Annotated in this window: 15 protein-coding genes; 7 read left to right on the top strand and 8 right to left on the bottom strand. The window is 73.9% G+C overall.

Annotated features, from left to right (window positions below; genetic code table 11):
• Window positions 1-832 precede the first annotated feature (832 nt).
• Window positions 833-2,275, bottom strand: coding sequence for an APC family permease (locus F9B16_RS38805; protein WP_151545227.1), 1,443 nt, complete (start codon window positions 2,273-2,275; stop codon window positions 833-835).
• A gap of 153 nt (window positions 2,276-2,428) precedes the next feature.
• On the opposite strand from F9B16_RS38805, the gene F9B16_RS38800 reads away from it, so the two are divergent.
• A complete protein-coding gene (locus tag F9B16_RS38800; RefSeq protein WP_151545226.1) occupies window positions 2,429-3,001 on the top strand; it encodes a MarR family winged helix-turn-helix transcriptional regulator in 573 nt (190 codons plus the stop codon).
• Between the two features lie 169 nt (window positions 3,002-3,170).
• Window positions 3,171-4,103 (top strand): TIGR03619 family F420-dependent LLM class oxidoreductase, encoded by a 933-nt coding sequence (locus F9B16_RS38795; protein WP_151545225.1) that lies wholly within the window; start codon window positions 3,171-3,173, stop codon window positions 4,101-4,103.
• Between the two features lie 82 nt (window positions 4,104-4,185).
• Here the strand turns inward: F9B16_RS38795 and F9B16_RS38790 are convergent, their stop codons facing one another.
• The 3 genes from F9B16_RS38790 to F9B16_RS38780 are packed head-to-tail and all read right to left on the bottom strand — an operon-like array spanning window position 4,186 to window position 7,405.
• Window positions 4,186-5,067, bottom strand: coding sequence for a fumarylacetoacetate hydrolase family protein (locus F9B16_RS38790; protein ID WP_151545224.1), 882 nt, complete (start codon window positions 5,065-5,067; stop codon window positions 4,186-4,188).
• Window positions 5,067-5,969 (bottom strand): DODA-type extradiol aromatic ring-opening family dioxygenase, encoded by a 903-nt coding sequence (locus tag F9B16_RS38785; protein ID WP_151545223.1) that lies wholly within the window; start codon window positions 5,967-5,969, stop codon window positions 5,067-5,069. The genes F9B16_RS38790 and F9B16_RS38785 overlap by 1 nt, the downstream gene beginning before the upstream one ends.
• A complete protein-coding gene (locus F9B16_RS38780) occupies window positions 5,957-7,405 on the bottom strand; it encodes an aldehyde dehydrogenase (RefSeq protein ID WP_151545222.1) in 1,449 nt (482 codons plus the stop codon). Before F9B16_RS38780 ends, F9B16_RS38785 begins: the two co-directional genes overlap by 13 nt.
• Before the next feature lie 125 nt (window positions 7,406-7,530).
• On the opposite strand from F9B16_RS38780, the gene F9B16_RS53085 reads away from it, so the two are divergent.
• The 3 genes from F9B16_RS53085 (at window position 7,531) to F9B16_RS38765 (ending at window position 10,121) form a co-directional block, all read left to right on the top strand.
• Window positions 7,531-9,003 (top strand): aldehyde dehydrogenase family protein, encoded by a 1,473-nt coding sequence (locus tag F9B16_RS53085; RefSeq protein ID WP_225992328.1) that lies wholly within the window; start codon window positions 7,531-7,533, stop codon window positions 9,001-9,003.
• Window positions 9,000-9,692, top strand: a complete 693-nt coding sequence (locus tag F9B16_RS53080) for a gamma-glutamyl-gamma-aminobutyrate hydrolase family protein (RefSeq protein ID WP_151545220.1) — start codon at window positions 9,000-9,002, stop codon at window positions 9,690-9,692. The genes F9B16_RS53085 and F9B16_RS53080 overlap by 4 nt, the downstream gene beginning before the upstream one ends.
• Before the next feature lie 141 nt (window positions 9,693-9,833).
• Window positions 9,834-10,121 (top strand): hypothetical protein, encoded by a 288-nt coding sequence (locus F9B16_RS38765; RefSeq protein ID WP_151545219.1) that lies wholly within the window; start codon window positions 9,834-9,836, stop codon window positions 10,119-10,121.
• Between the two features lie 6 nt (window positions 10,122-10,127).
• Here the strand turns inward: F9B16_RS38765 and F9B16_RS38760 are convergent, their stop codons facing one another.
• Window positions 10,128-10,829 carry a type 1 glutamine amidotransferase gene (locus tag F9B16_RS38760; RefSeq protein ID WP_151545218.1) on the bottom strand — a complete coding sequence of 234 codons (702 nt, stop codon included), beginning with the start codon at window positions 10,827-10,829 and terminating at the stop codon, window positions 10,128-10,130.
• A gap of 49 nt (window positions 10,830-10,878) precedes the next feature.
• A complete protein-coding gene (locus F9B16_RS38755) occupies window positions 10,879-12,357 on the bottom strand; it encodes a carboxyl transferase domain-containing protein (RefSeq protein ID WP_151545217.1) in 1,479 nt (492 codons plus the stop codon).
• Window positions 12,358-12,478: 121 nt separating this feature from the next.
• Between F9B16_RS38755 and F9B16_RS38750 the strand changes: the two genes are divergently transcribed.
• Window positions 12,479-13,903, top strand: coding sequence for an amidase (locus F9B16_RS38750; protein WP_192809202.1), 1,425 nt, complete (start codon window positions 12,479-12,481; stop codon window positions 13,901-13,903).
• 31 nt (window positions 13,904-13,934) lie between these two features.
• Here the strand turns inward: F9B16_RS38750 and F9B16_RS38745 are convergent, their stop codons facing one another.
• Complete coding sequence (locus tag F9B16_RS38745) at window positions 13,935-15,299, bottom strand: sensor histidine kinase (protein ID WP_151545215.1); 1,365 nt, start codon at window positions 15,297-15,299, stop codon at window positions 13,935-13,937.
• A 407-nt stretch (window positions 15,300-15,706) separates the two neighbouring features.
• Between F9B16_RS38745 and F9B16_RS38735 the strand changes: the two genes are divergently transcribed.
• On the top strand, window positions 15,707-16,993 hold the full coding sequence (locus tag F9B16_RS38735; RefSeq protein WP_192809201.1) for a serine/threonine-protein kinase: 1,287 nt from the start codon (window positions 15,707-15,709) through the stop codon (window positions 16,991-16,993).
• Window positions 16,994-17,035: 42 nt separating this feature from the next.
• On the opposite strand, the gene F9B16_RS38730 is transcribed toward F9B16_RS38735, so the two are convergent.
• Window positions 17,036-18,154: a PP2C family protein-serine/threonine phosphatase gene (locus F9B16_RS38730; protein ID WP_151545213.1), complete on the bottom strand. Its 1,119-nt coding sequence runs from the start codon at window positions 18,152-18,154 to the stop codon at window positions 17,036-17,038.
• Between the last annotated feature and the right edge of the window lie 214 nt (window positions 18,155-18,368).

Below are 18,368 nucleotides of genomic sequence, written 5' to 3'. Positions count from 1 at the left end.
GGGCGGGGCAGGCGGAGCCTGCCCCCATCACCTGCCCAGGGGCCGCAGAGGCTCCAAAGTCAAGGGTGGACGAAGTCCATCGCGAAGCGACGCCGAAGGCGCCCTTGACTTTGGAGGGGCGGCCCCGTACGCAAGCGCCACCCCACCACCCGAACACCCCTCTTGCCAATGCGCCCCAACACCCTTATCAAAGATCCCCGAACGCCTTCGCCGAACTCAATAGGACATGCCCACGACACCACACAGCACCACCTGGAGACCGTTGCCCGAACAGCGCTCGCCGCTCCTCACCCGACCTCCGAACAACTTCGCGCCGCCCACTTCAGCCACCCCCCGCGCAGCACCCGCCCCGGACCCAGGCCAGTCTCAGACCGAGGCTCACCAGCACCCACCCTCTCTCTCCCGGCGCGGGATGTTTGGTCGACCTCGTCAGCCGGACTATCTAGGGTCGACCGGATGTTCATGGGGGCCCACTTCTACTTCCTCGACACGAAGGACGAGCCGGCCCTGATCGCACCCCTGACGCGCAGCGCGGACTTCGGCCTCGCCGAGACCCACTCCGAATATTTCCGCCAGGCCCTCAGATGTTCTGCGCCTACCCTCCGATCGGATACGCCGCGCGCTGTATTTTCGGCTCAGCAGCGTCGACCATGCACGCCATCGCGAAGAGTTCCTTCAGGACGCCTGGCTGGACTAGGAACCCGTCTCTCAGCGCTCCCAGTAAGTGAGGGCGCCAAGAGGTCCCAAGGAAAGGCGGCCGACCTGCGTTGAGCCTGACGTCTGCGGCGATGGCCATCCACGCCCCACGCGTTGAGACGAAGTGGTCAGGTTTCTAGGACGAGGTTCCGATGCGGGCGTAGGAAGCGGGGCGGCTCAGACGGAGGTAGAGCGCGAAGACCACGCCCAGGACGGCGGCGGCGAAGATGAGCCCCGGCAGCAACCACGTGAGCGCGGATCCCTTCTCGGCGCCGAGAAGCGCGTCGAAGTTGAGCAGGCTCGCGACGAAGACGGCGCCCAGCCCCGCGCAGGCGACGGCGGGGGCGATGAGGCGGTTCCAGGCGTTCTCGCCGCGGTGGTCGCGCGCGAAGTAGGCCACGACGGCCGCGGACGTCAGGGCCAGCAGGAGGATGACGCCGAGCGCGCCCAGGTTGGTGAACCAGTTGAAGAGGGTGAGGACGGGGTCCTTGCCGGAGAAGGCGAAGACCGTCACGACGACCGCGGCGAGCGCGGTCTGCGTCAGCGATCCGATGTGCGGTGAGCCGTGCCGGTCGTGGGTGCGGCTCAGCGGGGCGGGCAGGACGCCTTCGCGGCCGAGGGAGAAGAAGTAGCGGGCCACGGCGTTGTGGAAGGACAGCAGCGCCGCGAACAGGCTGGTGACGAGGAAGAGCTGGGCGAGGTCGGCGAACGGCTTCCCGACGTGCTCGCCGGCGAGGGCGAAGACGAGGCCGGGGCCGTCCTTCTGGGCGCGTCCGATGATGGCGGACGTGCCGGTGCCGACGGTCATCGCCCAGGCGGTGAACGCGTAGAAGACGCCGATGACGGCGACGGCGACGTAGGTGGCGCGGCTGATGGTCCGGCGCGGGTCGCGGCATTCCTCGCTGTAGAGGGCGGCGGCCTCGAATCCCATGAAGCTGGCCATGGCGAAGCAGAAGGCGGCGCCGATGGCGCCGTCGCTCGCGGCGTGGAACCCGAGCGGGGCGAGGGACACGCCGGACGGGGCGTCCGCGAGCTGGGCGAGGTCGAAGACGAGGACGGTGAGGAACTCGACGGCGAGGAGCACGCCGAGGACGCGGGCGTTGAGGTCGACGCGCCGGAATCCGAGGACGGCGACGACGGCGACGCCGAGCAGCGCGACCGTCCACCAGGGCAGGTCGAGGCCGGTCTTGGACTTCAGGAGGTCGGCGGTGGTGAAGCCGAACAGCCCGTACAGTCCGATCTGCATGGTGTTGTAGGAGATGAGCGCGACGAAGGCGGCGCCGACGCCGGCGGCGCGGCCGAGCCCGTGGGTGATGTAGGCGTAGAAGGCGCCGGCGTTGGTGATGGAGCGGCTCATCGCGGCGTATCCGCCGGTGAAGACGGCGAGGAGCACCGCGAGGACCACGTACAGCAGCGGGATGCCGACGACGCCGGTGACGGCGAAGGAGGTCGGCAGGCCGCCGGCGGCGACGGTCAGCGGCGCGGACGCGGCGACGACGAAGAACACGATCTCGGGGACGCCGATGCGGCGGCGTCCGGTGCCGGAGGACGAGGGGGACACGACTTCGGGGATCGCCATGTGCGGCTCCAGTGCCGGGACGGCGGACCCTAGATCGTTTGGGCCCGCACGATTTCGCTGCCGTGGATCGTACGGGCTCAAACGAGCCCCGACAAGGGTAGATTCGCAGTCGGCCCGCGCGAAGGCGCCGGGCCGCACCCGGGGAGGACGCGCGTGACCGGCCATCACACACTGCAAGAGACCGAGCAGGCGATCCAGCGGCGGCTCGGCGACGTGCCGCTGCGCCACGACGCGATGATGGCGGTCTCGAACATCTACCGCGCCGCGGCCGCGATCCGGCAGCACTTCGAGAGCTCGGTGCTGCGCGGCGCGGACCTGACGTGGACGGCGTTCGTCGTGCTGTGGGTCGTCTGGATCTGGGACGAGATGGAGACCCGGCACGTCGCCGAGGAGGCCGGCATCTCCAAGGGCACGCTCACCGGCGTGGTCAAGACGCTGGAGGGGCGCGGGCTGATCGAGCGCGGCTCGCACGCGACGGACGGGCGGCTCGTACTGCTGCGGCTGACCGACAAGGGGCAGGAGCTGATGCGCGGGCTGTTCCCGGCGTTCAACGCCGAGGAGGCGTTCGTGGTGGAGCGGCTGAGCGGGGACGAGAACCGCGCGCTGGCGCAGACGCTCCGCTCCGTGGTCGAGCACCTGGAGGAGGAGGGCGACGCGCGCCGGGAGGCACTGCGCGCCGAGTCGCCGTTCCCGCCGCGCCGCTCGGGCCGCCGCCCCCGCACCTGACCAGCCCCTGCACCTGACCAGCCCCCACAGTCGAGGAGCCTTCCCGCCCGACCAGCGTCCGCACCCGACCGGCCTCCGCACCCGGCCCGCCCGGCCGCCCCGGCCAGCCCCGGCCAGCCCCGCGTCGGCACCCCTTGCCCGCGATCGTTTGGGCCCTTACGATGCGGCCATGACTCCCCGCTTCGTGCTCGTGCTCAGCGAGAACTGGACCCTGACCACCGGCCGCGACCTGCCCGTGCTCGTCCGCTGGGCGCGCGAGGCCGAGGACGCCGGCTTCGACGCGGTGATGGTCAGTGAGCACGTCGTGCTCGGTCCCGACGCGGGCGCGGACGGCGTGATGGGCAACCCCCGCGAGTACGCGCTGCCCGGCAACCAGGACCCGTTCACCCCGTGGCCCGGCTCGCTGATGCTGCTCGGCGCGATCGCGTCCGTCACGACCCGGATCCGGCTCGCGGCCGCGGCCGTCCTGGCCCCGCTGAAGCACCCGCTCGCCCTGGCCCGCGACATCGGCACGCTGGACCTGCTGTCGGAAGGGCGCCTGGTCGTGCAGCCGACGGTGAGCTGGAGCCGCGACGAGTACGCCGCGCTCGGCGTCCCGTTCGCCGAGCGGGGCGCGATCCTCGACGAGCAACTGGAGATCTGGGACCTGCTGTGGCGCGGCTCCCCCGTCTCGTACCACGGCAGTCACTTCGCGTTCGAGGACGTGTACTTCGAGCCCCGCGCGTACCGTCCCGATGGCCCTCGGATGTGGTTCGGCGGGCAGCACCTGCACGCCCGGCTCCTCGACCGGCTGGTCCGCTACGGGCACGGCTTCCACCCGCTGGGCCGCCCGACCCCGGACGAGCTGGAGCGGCTGCGGGCCGGAATGGCGGCGGCGGGACGGGACGCGGCGAACCTGGAGATGATCGGCGGCTGCCGTCCGGTGTTCCCCGACGACGACTCCGTCTCGCCGCTAGAGCCCGCCCTGGAGAGCATCCCGGAGCAGCTCGCGCAGGGCTTCACGACGTTCTGCATCAAGCCGTCGCAGTTCACCGACGACCCGGACGGCGTCGGCGCGTTCTGCCGCGAGGTCGTCAAGCGCACCGAAGCCCTGCTGCCCTGAAGGGACGCCGCTGCCCTGAAGAGACGTCCGGGCCTGCGCGCGGCGCCGGCCCGGACCACCCGGACCACCCGGCCGGAGGAGTTCAGCGGCGCGGTTTGCGGATCCCGCGGAACTCCCAGTCGCCGCCGAACGCGGTGGAGACGACCTCTTCGGACGCGGTCGGCTGCGCGCCGCAGTCGTCGCGGATCGGCACGGGCCCGGCGACGATGTGGTTGCGGAGGCGTCCGAGCCCTTCGGCCTCGACCTCCACGACGTCGCCCGGCCGGACGGGACGCGAGTTCGCCGGCGTGCCGGACAGCAGCACGTCCCCGGGGCAGAGCGTGATGGTGCGGGCGATGTCGGCGACGAGGTAGTGCATGTCCCACTCCATCTCGTCGGTGTTGCCGTCCTGCACCAGCTCCCCGTTGACGTAGGTGCGCAGGTATTTGCCGTGGAAGTCCCAGCCGGTGACGAGCCCGGGGCCGAGGGGGCACAGCGTGTCGGAGCCCTTGACGCGCAGCATCGACCCGGCGTCGGTGTCGCGGAAGTCGTGCAGGCCGTAGTCGTTGGCGACGGTGTACCCCGCGATGTACGCGCCCGCGTCGGCGGGCGCGATGTTGCGGGCCGTCCGGCCGATGACGATGGCGATCTCGCCCTCGTAGTTGAGGTACTCGCAGCGCTCCGGGCGGACGACGGCGCCGCCGTGCGCGTTCAGCGCCGAGACCGGCTTGTGGAAGTAGGTCGGCGCGGACGGCAGCTTCGTCTGGAACTCCTCGACCCGGCTGCGGTGGTTCAGGTGCACCGCGATCACCTTGGACGGCTCGCAGGGCGGCAGGTGGACGGCGTCGGCGGCGCGCACGCGGCGGCCGTCCGCGCTCACCAGCTCGTCGCCGTCCCGGATCACCTGCGTGGCGGCGCCGTCCAGCAGTATCCGTCGGTACTCGCGGGTCTGCGGGGCGTCTCCCGGGCGGGCGCTGTCGGGCATCAGGAGGTCCATCCGTTCTCGGGGCGGTCGAACCAGATGTGCACCTGGCCCGTTCCGACGGAGTTCTCGTACCGGCTGTAGAGGCGTCCGGGGGCGCGGCACGCGTGCTCGCCGAGGGCGCCGATCATCATCAGGTAGTGGCCGAAGCGGGCCTCGGGCTTGAAGGCGAGGAAGTCCGGCATGGTGTCGAGCACGCGGGCGTGGTCGCCGTCGCGCAGCCAGGCGATGCGCTGCTCGTCGGCGGCACGCGCCTCGGGGGTGAAGATGTGCTCGGGGCCGGACGCCTCGTGGTCGCGGATGGCCCGCAGCGGCCAGAACGTGTGCGACAGCGCGCCGGACGCGATCAGCAGCACGCGCCGGTCGGTCGCGGCGACGGCGTCGCCGAGGGCGCGGCCGAGGCGCAGGAAGTCCTCGGTGTCGGCGGTCTGGCACACCCCGATCGACATCCACCGCTTGCCGGGGAGGCCGAGGTACGGGTCGTCGCGCACGCCGAGGTGCGTCCACAGGTTGACGGTGGCGTAGAAGATCGGCAGGTACGGGTCGTCGATCGGGGTGATCCACGTGCCGTGCTTGCCGGCGAAGCCCGCCACCGCCCGCGCCAGCTCCGGGTCGCCCGGGAAGTCGTACGGCATCCGGCACATGCCGCGCGGGAGCTCCTCGGACGTGTACAGCCCGGCGCGGCGCTCCTGCGCGGTCGTGACGAACTCGACGGTGGTGGCCCAGTGCGAGTCGAGGACGACGACGGTGTCGTAGTCGTCGCGTTCGAAGACGTCCGCGCGCAGGTTCCTCAGACCCGAGACGAGCGTGGTGTCCTCGCCGTGGTTGAGCTCGCGGCGGGTGACCTCGGGCAGGACGATCGTGGGGACGTGCGCGAGGAGTCCCGCGCCGACTACCTCGCCCATGGGGCCGTCACCGTGTTCTTCACGTCGCAGTAGAAGTCGAAGCTCCAGTCTCCGCCTTCGCGTCCCATGCCGGATTCGCGGGCCCCGCCGAACGGCGCGCGCAGGTCGCGGACGAAGAAGCAGTTCACCCAGACGGTCCCGGCGACGAGCCGCGAGGTGACGCGCCGCGCGCGCTCCGGGTCGCCCGTGGCGAGGGTGGCGGCGAGGCCGAACCGGGTGCCGTTGGCCATGGCGACGGCCTGCTCCTCGGTGTCGAACGTCTGGAGCGTCAGCACCGGCCCGAAGACCTCTTCGGTGAGGATCTCGGCGCCTTCGGGAGCCCCGGTGAGCAAGGTCGGACGGTAGTAGAGCCCGCCCAGTTCCTCGTTCGGCCCACCGCCGAGGACAGCGCGCGCGCCGGCGTCCTTTGCGCGCCGCACGAACCCGTCGACGCGTTCGAGGTGGCGGCGGTGGATCTGCGGGCCGATGTCGGTCGCCTCGTCGCGCGGGTCGCCCTGTTTCAGCGCTGCGCCCTTCGCCAGGAACCGCTCGGTGAACTCTTCGGCGACGGACGACTCGACGAGCAGCCGCGTCGCGGCGAGGCAGACCTGACCGGCGTTGTCGTACTGCTCGACGGCGAGGTCGACGGCCAGGTCGAGGTCGGCGTCGGCGAACACCAGCAGCGGCGACTTGCCGCCCAGCTCCAGCGACAGCGGCGTCAGGTTCGGCGCGGCGGCCGCGGCGATCGCCTTCGCGGTCGGCACGGAGCCGGTGAAGCTGATCCGCCTGACGTCCGGGTGCGCGGTGAGCGGGCCGCCGACCTCGGCGCCGTAGCCCTGGACGACGTTGAACACCCCGTCCGGCAGCCCGGCCTCGGCGGTGATGCCGGCGAGCAGCGACGCGGTCAGCGGCGTCCACTCGGCGGGCTTCAGCACGACGGTGTTCCCGGCCGCCAGCGCGGGCGCGATCTTCCATGTGGCCAGCATCAGCGGGGCGTTCCACGGGGTGATGAGCGCGCAGACGCCGGCCGGGTCCCAGCTGACGTGGTTGGCGTGGCCGCGGGTGTCGAAGTCGTCGTGGCCGAGGTTCAGCAGCCAGTCGGCGAAGAACCGGAAGTTGTGCGCGACGCGCGGCATCACGCCGCGCCGGTGCGAGCGGATCAGCGCGCCGTTGTCGGCGGTCTCGACCTGCGCGAGCTCCTCGACGCGCTTGTCCACGCCGTCGGCGATCGCGTGCAGCAGCCGCGCCCGCTCCTCCCGCGACGTGCGGGACCAGGCGGGGAACGCGGCGCGGGCGGCGGCCACCGCCGCGTCCACCGCGTCCGGGCCGCCGCGGGCGATCTCGGCGATCGGCCGCTCGCCGATCGGCGAGACGTCCTCGAACGCGTCCGCCGCGCCGACCCGCTCGCCGCCGATCCAGTGGCCGGGCTCGACGGCGACGCCGGCGACTGTTGCCATCGCTGCACCTCCAGTTTGTTTGGTCCCAAATAATCTAGGAAGCCGGGATGGCGGAGGTCAACCCGGCCGGGTTAATGTTCGGTCCCAAACGATTCTCCAAGACCGCGCTCGCAGGAGGGCCATCCGTGACCGACGTCCCGTACCGGGAGTGGCTCGACCGGGCCGCCGCGCTCGCTCCCCACACCGGCCACCACATCGGCGGCGCGTTCCGGGACGGCGGCGCGACCGTCCCGGTGGTCTCGCCGCGCGACGGCGCGGCCATCGCCCGCGTCGCGTCCGCCGGGACCGCCGAGGTGGACGACGCCGTCGCCGCCGCCCGCCGCGCCTTCGACACCGGCCCCTGGCCCCGCCTCGCCCCCGCCGAGCGCAAGGCCGCACTCCTGCGCTGGGCGGACCTGGTCGAACGCGACCGCGAGACGCTCGCGCTGCTGATCAGCCTCGAGATGGGCAAGCCGATCACCGAGGCGTACGGGATCGAACTGCGCGCCGTCATCGGCTGCCTGCGCTGGTACGCCGAGGTCGCCGACAAGCAACTGGACGAGGCGCCCCGCACCGCCCAGGGCTCGCTGGCGCTGGTCACGCGCGAGCCCGCCGGCGTCGTCGCGGCCGTCGTCCCGTGGAACTTCCCGCTGACGATGGCGGCATGGAAGATCGCCCCGGCGCTCGCCGCCGGCTGCACGGTCGTGCTGAAGCCCGCCGAGGAGTCGCCGCTGTCCGCGCTGCACCTCGCCGCGCTCGCCGCCGAGGCGGGCCTGTCGCCCGGCGCGTTCAACGTCGTCAACGGGCCCGGCGAGGTCGCCGGGCGCGCGCTCGGCGAGCACCCGGGCGTGGACGTCCTCGCCTTCACCGGCTCCACCGAGGTCGGCCGCCACTTCCTGCGCTACGCCGCCGCGTCCAACCTCAAGCGCGTCTGGCTCGAACTCGGCGGCAAGTCGCCGAACATCATCCTTCCCGACGCGCCCGACCTCGACGCCGCCGCCGACACCACCGCGTGGGGGATCTTCTTCAACGCGGGCGAGATGTGCACCGCGCCGTCGCGGCTGCTCGTACACCGCTCGATCGCCGCCCGCGTCGTGGACCGCGTCGTCGCCCGCGCCGAGTCCCTGCGCGTCGGCGACCCGCTCGACCCCGCCACCGAGATGGGGCCGCTGGTCTCCGCCGCGCACCACGCCCGCGTCCTCGGTCACGTCGACGCCGCCCGCGCGTCCGGCGCCCGGCTGCGCACCGGCGGCCGCGCGGACGGCCCGTACCTCTCCCCCACCATCTTCGACCAGGTCGCGCCGGACATGCCGATCGCCCGCGAGGAGGTCTTCGGGCCCGTCCTCGCCGTCCTGGAGTTCGACGGCCTCGACGAGGCGATCGCGCTGGCCAACGGCACCGACCACGGCCTCGCCGCCGCCGTCTGGACGTCCGACCTGTCCACCGCGCACCGCGCCTCCCGCGCGCTGCGCGCCGGGACGGTCTGGGTCAACTGCTACGAGGAGGGCGACATGAGCGTCCCGTTCGGCGGCGTGAAGCAGTCCGGCCACGGCCGCGACAAGTCCCTGCACGCCCTCGACAAGTACACCGATCTCAAGACGACCTGGATCGAACTGTGACGCACCGCCCCCTCATCGCCCTGCCCGCCCGGTTCTCGGCGAGCGCGTCCGCCCTGCGCTACAAGGCGGAGGTGGCCGCCCGAGCCCTCGTGGAGGCCGTCTACCGCGCGGGAGGCGAACCGTTCGTCATGCATCCAGCCGCGCCGTTCGACCCGTCCCGCCTGGACCGCTGCGACGGGCTGCTGCTGCCGGGCGGCGGCGACCTGCACCCGCGCCACTACGGCGACGCCACCGAGCACGAGGCCCTCTACGACGTGGACGACGCGCAGGACGAGTTCGACCTCGCCATCGCCGCCCGCGCCCTGGAGACCGGCCTGCCCACCCTCGCCGTCTGCCGGGGCCTCCAGGTCGTGAACGCCGTCCTCGGCGGCACCCTCGACCAGCACATGGACCCCGACCACCGGCACAAGGTCCACCCGGTGGACGTCGCCCCCGGCACGCTGCTCGCCAAGGTCCTGGAGACCGACCGGGCCACCGCGTCCTGCTACCACCACCAGGCCGTCGCGACCCTCGCCACCGCCCTCACCCCCACGGCCCGCGCCGCCGACGGCACGATCGAGGCCGCCGAGCTCGCCGACCCGCGCGGCTGGTTCCTCGCCGTCCAATGGCACCCGGAGGACACCGCGGCCTCCGACCCGGCGCAGCAGGCCCTGTTCGCCGCCCTGGTCCAGGCGTCCGCGCGCCACTGACCGCCGCGGGAACGCCCGGTGTGACGCTCCGCACGCCGGGCCCTGTAAGGGTTCACCCCGATGCGCAGCGTGGTCGTCTCATGACATGCTGTGGCCAAAGAGGGTGTCAGGGGGATCCCTCAGGACAGGAAAGCGATCGACATGCCGGACAACACCGAGCCCGGCCGCACGGCCGTCCCGGACCTGGTCTCCGCACGGAACTGCAAGGCCCACAGGCTCGTCGCGTGGAGCCTCGTGGCGCTCGCCGCCCTGGCCGCGCTCGCGGCGATCCTGGCCTCGACCGTCCCGCGGCGCCGCCGGGGCACCCGCCACCTGCCGCGCACCCGCCCATGGCACCGCCGCCGCACCTCAGCCGATTCGCTTCAGTACTTGGACGACGACCCCGACGAGGACGAGGCGCCCCACGCCGGCCAGGACCCACGCCACTGAGTCCGCTCAGGCGGTGGCCACGCGGGTGAGGTAGGCGTCGAGGAGGGTGCTGGTGCGGGCGATCGAGGCGGCCTCGGTGCGGCGCAGGTCAGCCATGATCGCGGCCGGGTCGGCGCCCGCGGCGCGCATCTCCGCGTCGCCGCCGTAGGCCAGCCAGAGATCGAACTCGGCGACGGTGATCTCGGGATGGAACTGCAGCGCCATCGTGCGGCCGAGCACGAACGCCTGCGAGCAGACCTCGCTGCGGGCGATCTCCACGGCGCCGGGCGGCAGGACCCAGCGGTCGTAGTGGAACTGGAACCACGGGCCCGGGCCGACGAGCGACGGGTCGTCGGTCTCCACGTCCACCCAGCCCATCTCGGGACGGGGCGCGCGCTCGACGCGGCCGCCGAGCGCGGCGGCGAGGGCCTGGCCGCCGAAGCAGACGCCCAGCAGCGGCACGCCGGCGGCGTGCGCCTTGGCGAGCATCGCCAGTTCCGGGACGACCCAGGACGCGACGCCGGGATCATTCACCGACCACGGCGCGCCCATGGGGACGATGAGGTCCCAGTCGAGGGGGTCGGGGTACTCCACGCGCACGTCCGGCGTGCGGTGCCGGTCGGCGGGCACGACCGTCAGTTCCTCGACGTCGTAGCCGCGGGCGGCGAGCCGGTCGGTGACCGGGCCGGCGGGCGAGACGTGGTCGTGCTGGATGAGCAGGGCGCGCACGGGACCTCCTTGCCGTCCCGCAAATCGTACGTACCCAAATGAAATCGGGTCAACGGGACGGCCGCCGGTAGCGGGCCTGCCGGGAAGCGGCGGTGCCCGCGGCGAGCCCGGACAGCTCCCGCTCGATCGCCGCGGCGGCCCTCCGGCAGAACTCCTCCGGCTCGTCGGCGGCGTCGGGACGCTCGTCGACCACGGCGTCCACCAGGCCGTCGCGCAGCAGGTCGGCCGACCGGACGCCCTGGGACGCGGCCATCTCGGCGGCCCGCGACGGCGTCCGGTGCACGATCACCGAGGCGCCCTCGGGCGGCAGCGGCGCGAGCCAGCCGTGCCGGGCCGCGAGCACCCGGTCGGCGGGCAGCAGCGCCAGCGCGGCGCCGCCCGTCCCCTCGCCCATCAGCAGGCACAGCGTCGGTGCCGCGAGCGTCATCAGGTCGGCCAGGCAGCGGGCGATCTCGCCGGCGAGCCCGCCCTCCTCCGCCTCGGCCGACAGCACCGCGCCCGGCGTGTCCACCACGGTGACGAGCGGGAGCCCGAGTTCGGCGGCCAGCCCCATGCCGCGCCGCGCCACGCGCAGTCCGTCCGGGCCGAGCGGGTGCCCGGCGCGCTGGCTGTGCCGGTCCTGCCCGACGAGCACGCACGGCGCGCCGCCGAACCGGGCCAGCGCGAGCGTCAGCCCCCGCCCGGCCTCGCCCTGCCCGGTGCCCGACAGGGGCGTGACGTCCCCGGCGCCGTACCGGAGCAGTTCCCGCACGCCGGGACGGTCCGGGCGGCGGGACCGCTCGATCGACTCCCACGCGTCGCCGTCCCCGGCGGGCTCGCCGCCGAGCGTCGGCGCTCCGTCATGCGGAGGCCGCGCGCACAGGACGGACAGAGCCCGCGACGCCACCTCCGCGAGGTCGTCGAGACCCACGACCGCGTCCACGAGCCCCTTGGCCGCCAGGTTCTCGGCGACCTGGACACCGGGCGGGAACGGCTCCCCGTAAAGGCCCTCGTAGACGCGCGGCCCCAGGAACCCGATCAGCGCGCCGGGCTCGGCGGCCGTCACGTGCCCGAGCGACCCCCACGACGCGAACACGCCGCCCGTCGTCGGATGCCGCAGGTAGACGAGGTAGGGCAGCCCGGCGGCGCGGTGCGCCATCACGGCCGCGGTGATCCGGGCCATCTGGACGAACGCGGCGGTCCCCTCCTGCATCCGCGTCCCGCCCGAGGACGGCGCGGCGAGCAGCGGCAGCCGCTCGGCGGTGGCGCGCTCGACGGCCGCGACGATCCGGTCCGCGGTCGCCGACCCGATCGACCCGGCGAGGAACCGGAACTCCGACACGACGAACGCGACCCGGCGGCCGCGCAGCCGCCCCTCCCCGGTCACGACCGCCTCGTCGGTGCCGGCGCGCTCCCGGGCGGCGGCGAGGTCGTCCCCGTACGGCGTGCCGGGCGCGGGCTCCCCGGCGGGCGGGACGTCCCAGGACGTCCAGCCGTCCGCGTCGAGCACGCGCCGCAGCAGTTCCCGAGCGCCGACCCGTCCCGTCACCGCACCTCCCCGGAGCCTCCGGATGACGACCGCCTTCCCAGAATCATGACCGCGAACGCGGCCGGGCGGTCACCCGGGGTGGACACTGGGAGCGCACACAGCTCAGGGAAGGGAAACGCCGTTGCCCCCCGAAGCCGACGAGATCTGCTTCTCCTCCGCCCGCGACCTCGCCCGCCGCCTCCGCGCCCGCGACCTGTCCGCCCGGGAGGTCGTGCAGGCCCACCTCGACCAGATCGAACGGACGAACCCGCACGTCAACGCCATCGTGACGCTCGCCGCCGAACGGGCGGCGGACGAGGCCCGCGCCGCCGACGAGCGGCTCGCGTCCGGCGCGGACGTCGGGCCGCTGCACGGGCTGCCCGTCGCGCACAAGGACACCCACGCCACCGCCGGGATCCGCACGACGTCCGGCTCGCCGATCTTCGCCGACCACGTCCCGGACGCCGACGAGCTGGTCGTCGAGCGGATGCGGGCGGCCGGCGTCATCACGCTCGGCAAGACCAACGTGCCGGAGTTCGCGGCCGGGTCGCACACCTTCAACCCGCTGTTCGGGCTGACCCGCAACCCCTACGACCTCTCCCGGTCGGCGGGCGGCAGCAGCGGCGGCGCGGCGGCGGCGCTCGCGTGCGGGATGCATCCGCTCGCCGACGGCAGCGACATGGGCGGCTCCCTGCGCAACCCCGCGTCGTTCTGCAACGTCGTCGGGTTCCGGCCGTCGCCCGGCCGGGTGCCGTCGTGGCCGGCCGCCGCGGGCTGGTCGACGATGGGCGTGCAGGGCCCGATGGCCCGGTCGGTCGCCGACGCGGCGCTGCTGCTGTCGGTGCTCGCCGGCCCGGACCCGCGCAGCCCCATAGCGCTGGAGACGCCCGGCGCCGCGTTCGACGTCCCCCTCGAACGGGACATGTCGGGCGTGCGGCTCGCGTGGTCGCCCGACCTCGGCGGCACGGTCCCGGTCGACCCGGCCGTCACCGCCGTCCTCGAACCGGCCGTGAAGGCCTTCACCGGCCTCGGCTGCGTCGTCGAGGAGGCGTGCCCCGACCTCACCGGCGCCGACGAGGTGTTCCGGACGCTGCGCGCCTGGCACTGGGACATCGTCCTCGGCGCGCTGCTGGACGAGCGCCGCGCCGACCTCAAGGCGTCCCTGGTCCGCAACATCGAGGAGGGCCGCGCCCTCTCCGCCGCCGACGTCGGGCGCGCCGAGGTGCTGCACACCGCGCTGTTCCACCGCGTCCGGGAGTTCTTCGGCCGCTACGACGCGCTGCTCCTGCCGGTCAGCCAGGTGCCGCCGTTCGACGCGGACCTGGAGTACCCCGGCGAGGTCGCCGGGCACGCCATGCCCGACTACCTGGAGTGGATGCGGTCGTGCTTCCTGGTCTCGGCGACCGGCTCGCCCGCGCTGTCGGTGCCCGCCGGGTTCACCTCCGGCGGGCTGCCCGTGGGGCTGCAGATCGTCGGCCCGCACCACGCCGACCTCGCCGTCCTGCGGATCGGGCACGCGTTCGAGCAGGCCACCGGGCACGCCCGGCGCCGCCCGCCGCTCGCCTGACCTCCCGCACCGGCCCCGGGGGCCCGGGCCGCTAGTCGTCCTCCGCCGGGATCCGCAGGACGAACCGCGCGCCGCCGTCGCCGTCGGCGGCCACCAGCGTCCCCCCGTGCGCGCGGGCGATGTCGCGGGAAATGGTCAGGCCGAGGCCGGTGCCGCCCTTGTCGCGGCGCCGTCCCTCGGCCAATCGCTGGAACCGCCAGAAGATCCGCTCCCGGTCCTCCGGCGGGACGCCCGACCCGTCGTCGCGCACCTCCAGCACCGCGTCCGGGCCGTCCCGCGCCGCGGTCACCCAGATCCGCGACCGGGCGTGCCGCTCGGCGTTGTCCAGCAGGTTCGTCAGCAGCCTGACCAGCTGCTCCGGCGTCGCCCGGACCGCGATGCCCTCCGCCGCGTCGATCTCCACCGGGACCCGCCGGTCCCGCCGCGACGCCTCCGCCCGCACCAGCGCGCCGAAGTCGACCCGCTCCCGCTCGACGTGCACGCCCGCGCCGAGCTTCGCCAGGATCAGCAGGTCCGAGACGATGCCCTGCAGCCGGTCGGCGTCCGCGAGCGCCGCCCGCGCCACCGCGGGCCAGTCCTCGTCCTCCGGATGCTGCAGCGCCAGCTCCAGCTGCGTCCGCAGCCCCGTCAGCGGGCTGCGCAGCTCGTGCGAGACGTCCCCGACGAACGCGCGCTGCCGGTCGAGCAGGGCCTCGAGCCGGTGCAGCGTCAGGTTCACCGACTGCGCCAGCTCCGCCACCTCGTCGGACGGATCCGGGACGCTCACCCGGCCCGGCTCGCCGCCGGTGATGTTCGCCAGCTCGTCGCTCATCTTCCGCACCGGCCGCAGCGCCCGCCGCACCGCGCCCGCCACGATCCACGCCACCAGCGCGGTGCCGGTGATCGCGGCCCCGATGAGCAGGCCGATGAACGCGCCCTTGTTGCGCGTCAGCTCGGTGAGCGGAGCCCCCGCGTAGATGGTCCGGAACCCGAACGACGTCCGGATCCGCTCCCCGACCATGTAGACGTCGACGTCGAAGCGCTTCACGTGGATGACGTGGTCCTCGGGACGGTCCACGACCTGGGGGCGCGGCGCCTTCACCGGCCCGCGCCCGCGCAGCGCGTCGCTGTAGGCGAGCACGTGCCCCCGGTCGTCCTGCACCTGCAGGATCGTGAAGTCGGGGTCCTTGGGGCGCAGCAGGCCGTGCGGGTCGGTGTCGCGGACGAGCGCGGCGAGGTCGCCGACGACCAGGTCGCCGCGCTGGTGCAGCCCGCCGTACACGGTGCGCTGGACGAGCGTGTAGAACACGACGACGCCGGCCACCAGGACGAGGCCGACCATCAGGGTCGCGGCGGCGGTCACCCGGGCCCGCACCGACCAGCAGGAGGGCGACAGCCTCTTCCAGGGAACCCGCACCCCCGCGCTCTCCCCCTCCCCGTCACGCGGACGCCGGCACGGCGCCGCGTCCCAGCGCCCGGGAGGAGTGCGCAGAACTGGTTGTTACCGAGCCGTTGCCCGGTGAAACCTCGCGCCGCGCGGGTGGCCGATGCCCGCGCGGACGGCGCCTCCCACCCCTGGGGTGCCGCCCGCGCGGGCATCGCCTTCGGTGCCGCCAGCTCGCCCTCCGCCCGCGCGCCGAGGAGGATTTCCGACGGGATCGGGCTTGCTGTCGAACGAGTCCTACTCTGCCCGTCCCCTGTGGACTGGACGCTACATCGACGTGACGATCACGTTTCCAGTTCTTCCTGGGGGAACGCGCCATAATCTCCCCTCGAACGGGGATGGATGGACGCAGGAGACGCAAGGGAGTCGGGAACACCGCCATGGACGGAGACATTCGGCCGCTCGAGCCGGCCGACCCGCGCACGGTCGGCGGGCACACGCTGCTCGGCCGCCTCGGCTCGGGCGGCATGGGCACCGTGTATCTCGGCACCGACCCGGTGTCCGGCGGGCGCGTCGCGGTGAAGACCATCCACCCGCACCTCGCCGGGGACGAGTCGTACCGCCGGCGGTTCAAGGACGAGGCGTACCTGGCGAGCCGGGTCGCCTCCTTCTGCACCGCGCGGGTCCTCGCCCACGGCGAGGACGACGGCCGGCCCTACCTCGTCACCGACTACGTCGGGGGGATCTCGCTGCACCAGCGGCTCAGCTCCGGCGGGCCGCTGCCGCCCGCCGACCTGCACGGGGTGGCGGTCGGCGTCGCCTCGGCGCTGGCGGCGATCCACGCGGCGGGGCTGGTGCACCGCGACCTCAAGCCCGCCAACGTGATGCTGACGCTGTCCGGCTGCCGCGTCATCGACTTCGGGATCGCGCGCAGCCAGGACTCCGGCGGCGTCACCGCGGCGACCGGGAAGGTGCTCGGCACGCCCGGCTGGATGGCGCCGGAGGTGCTGCGCGGCGGCCCGGCGACCCCGGCCGCCGACATCTTCGCGTGGGGCTGCCTGATCGCGCACGCCGGCACCGGGCGGATGCCGTTCGGCGGCGACCCGGCGGCGCTGCGGGTCACCGACGCCGCGCCCGACCTGTCCGGGCTGCCGGAGCCGCTGCTGCCGGCCGTCCGGTCCGCGCTGTCGCACGATCCGGCGGACCGGCCGAGCGCCTCGGACCTGCTGCTGACGCTGGTGGAGCAGCCGCAGGCGGGGGACTGGCCGGCGGCCCCGCCGGACGGGGCGCCCGCCGCCGCGGTGCCGCCGTCGCCGCCGACCGGGACGCCGTCCGGGACGCAGGCCGGGACGCCGTCCGGGGGAACGCCGCCGCGCCCGCTCGTGGAGGGGGACGGCGCGTCCACCGAGACGCGGGCGTTCAACCCGATCGGCATCGCGGGCACGCTGTCCATCAACCGCACGCGGGTGCTCGCCGCGGCGGGGGCCGCCGCGGGCACCGTCCTGATCGGCGCGGTCATCCTCGGGCTGACGCAGGGCAAGGGCGACCCGCACGGGCACGCGTCGACGCCGGTGTCGCCGACGGCGTCCGCCCACGCGACGAAGAAGGCGCGGGCGGCCGTCACCCGCCCGGCGAAGCGTGCGCCGTCGCGGACGCAGGCGCCGAAGCCGGCCCCAAAGCACAAGGCGAAACACGCGAAGGGGAAGGGCAAGGGCAAGTCGCACTGACCCGCCCGCACGGGCGCGGCCGCGCGGCCTGGGCGCGGAGGTCTACGTGCGCCAGATGAGGACGAGGGCGCAGTCGTCGTCGCGGGCCGCCGCCATCCGCTCCACCAGCTCGCGGGCGCCCGTGCCGAACCCCTGCGGGACGAGCCGTTCGGCCTCGCCGAGCAGCCGGTCGATGCCGGCGTCGAGGTCGCTGCCGGGCGACTCGACCAGGCCGTCGGTGTAGAGCATCAGCGCGTCGCCGGGCCGCAGCGTCCCGCGCTCGGGGACGCAGTGCAGGTCGGGCACGACGCCGAGGACGACGCCCTTGGCCGGGCTGACCTGCCACGCGCCGCTGCCCGCGTCGAACTGGACGGCGGGCGGGTGCCCGGCCGAGCCGACCGTGTACTCGCCGGTCTTCAGGTCGACGACGACGTGTACCGCGGTGACGAACCCCTCGTCCCAGCGCTGCTTCTGGAGGTAGACGTTGCAGGCGGGCAGGAACCGGTCAGGTTGGAGCGATCCAAGCAATCCCCCGAAAGCGCCCGACAGCATCAGCGCCCGGGTGCCGGCGTCGGTGCCCTTCCCCGACACGTCGACCAGCGCCACCTCCAGCGTGTCGCCCTCCAGCGAGGAGACCACGAAGTCGCCGCCGAACGACGAGCCGCCCGCCTGGAGCATGACGACCTGCGACGCCCAGCCGTCCGGCAGCTCGGGCATCTCGCCCTGCCGGCGCAGCCGGTCGCGCAGCTCCAGCAGCATCGAGTCGCCGCGCAGCCCCTGCACGCCGAGCTGCTGGCGGGTGCGGGCGAGGGTCAGCGCGAGCACCGCGGTGATCGTCAGCGTCGCGACGATGCCGGGGCCGATCGCCGCGACGTCCCGCCAGGCGTCGTAGGACACCATCGCGACCACGACGCACAGCAGCGCGATGAGGCTGCGGACCTTCAGCAGGAGCCCGCCGCCGAGCACGATGAGGACCAGCGCGCCCGATGGGGCGAGGCCGCGGGTGTCGTCCGCCGTCGCGACGCCGATCGCGATCGCCGCCACGGCGAGCACGGCGAAGACGTACCGCTCCCTGGTCAGCCTCCCCTGCCGCATGGCCCGGTACAGGGCGACCAGCGGCGGGATCCTGCGCAGGAAGGCGCGGACCCGCGGCGGGAGCATCTGCACCAGTCGTTGAAGCATGTCCCGGGCACTGTATCGAGCATTCGCGACGACCGGCGGGCATCCGGGCGACCGGTGACGTGTTGCAACGGTCCAGCTCCGTTCTCTGTGGGTAAGACCACGTTCGAACCGGAGTTTCGGGAACGCGAGGGAGGCGGCATATGGGGCAGCCGGGAATGCGCATCACCGTGACCGCGGCGATGCGGGCGCGGGACGTCTCGCGCCCGTGGCCGGA

This window comes from Actinomadura montaniterrae, assembly GCF_008923365.1.
Lineage (GTDB): Bacteria > Actinomycetota > Actinomycetes > Streptosporangiales > Streptosporangiaceae > Spirillospora > Spirillospora montaniterrae.
Note: the sequence above shows the minus strand (reverse complement) of the source record. Positions and strands in the feature narration are given on the sequence as shown.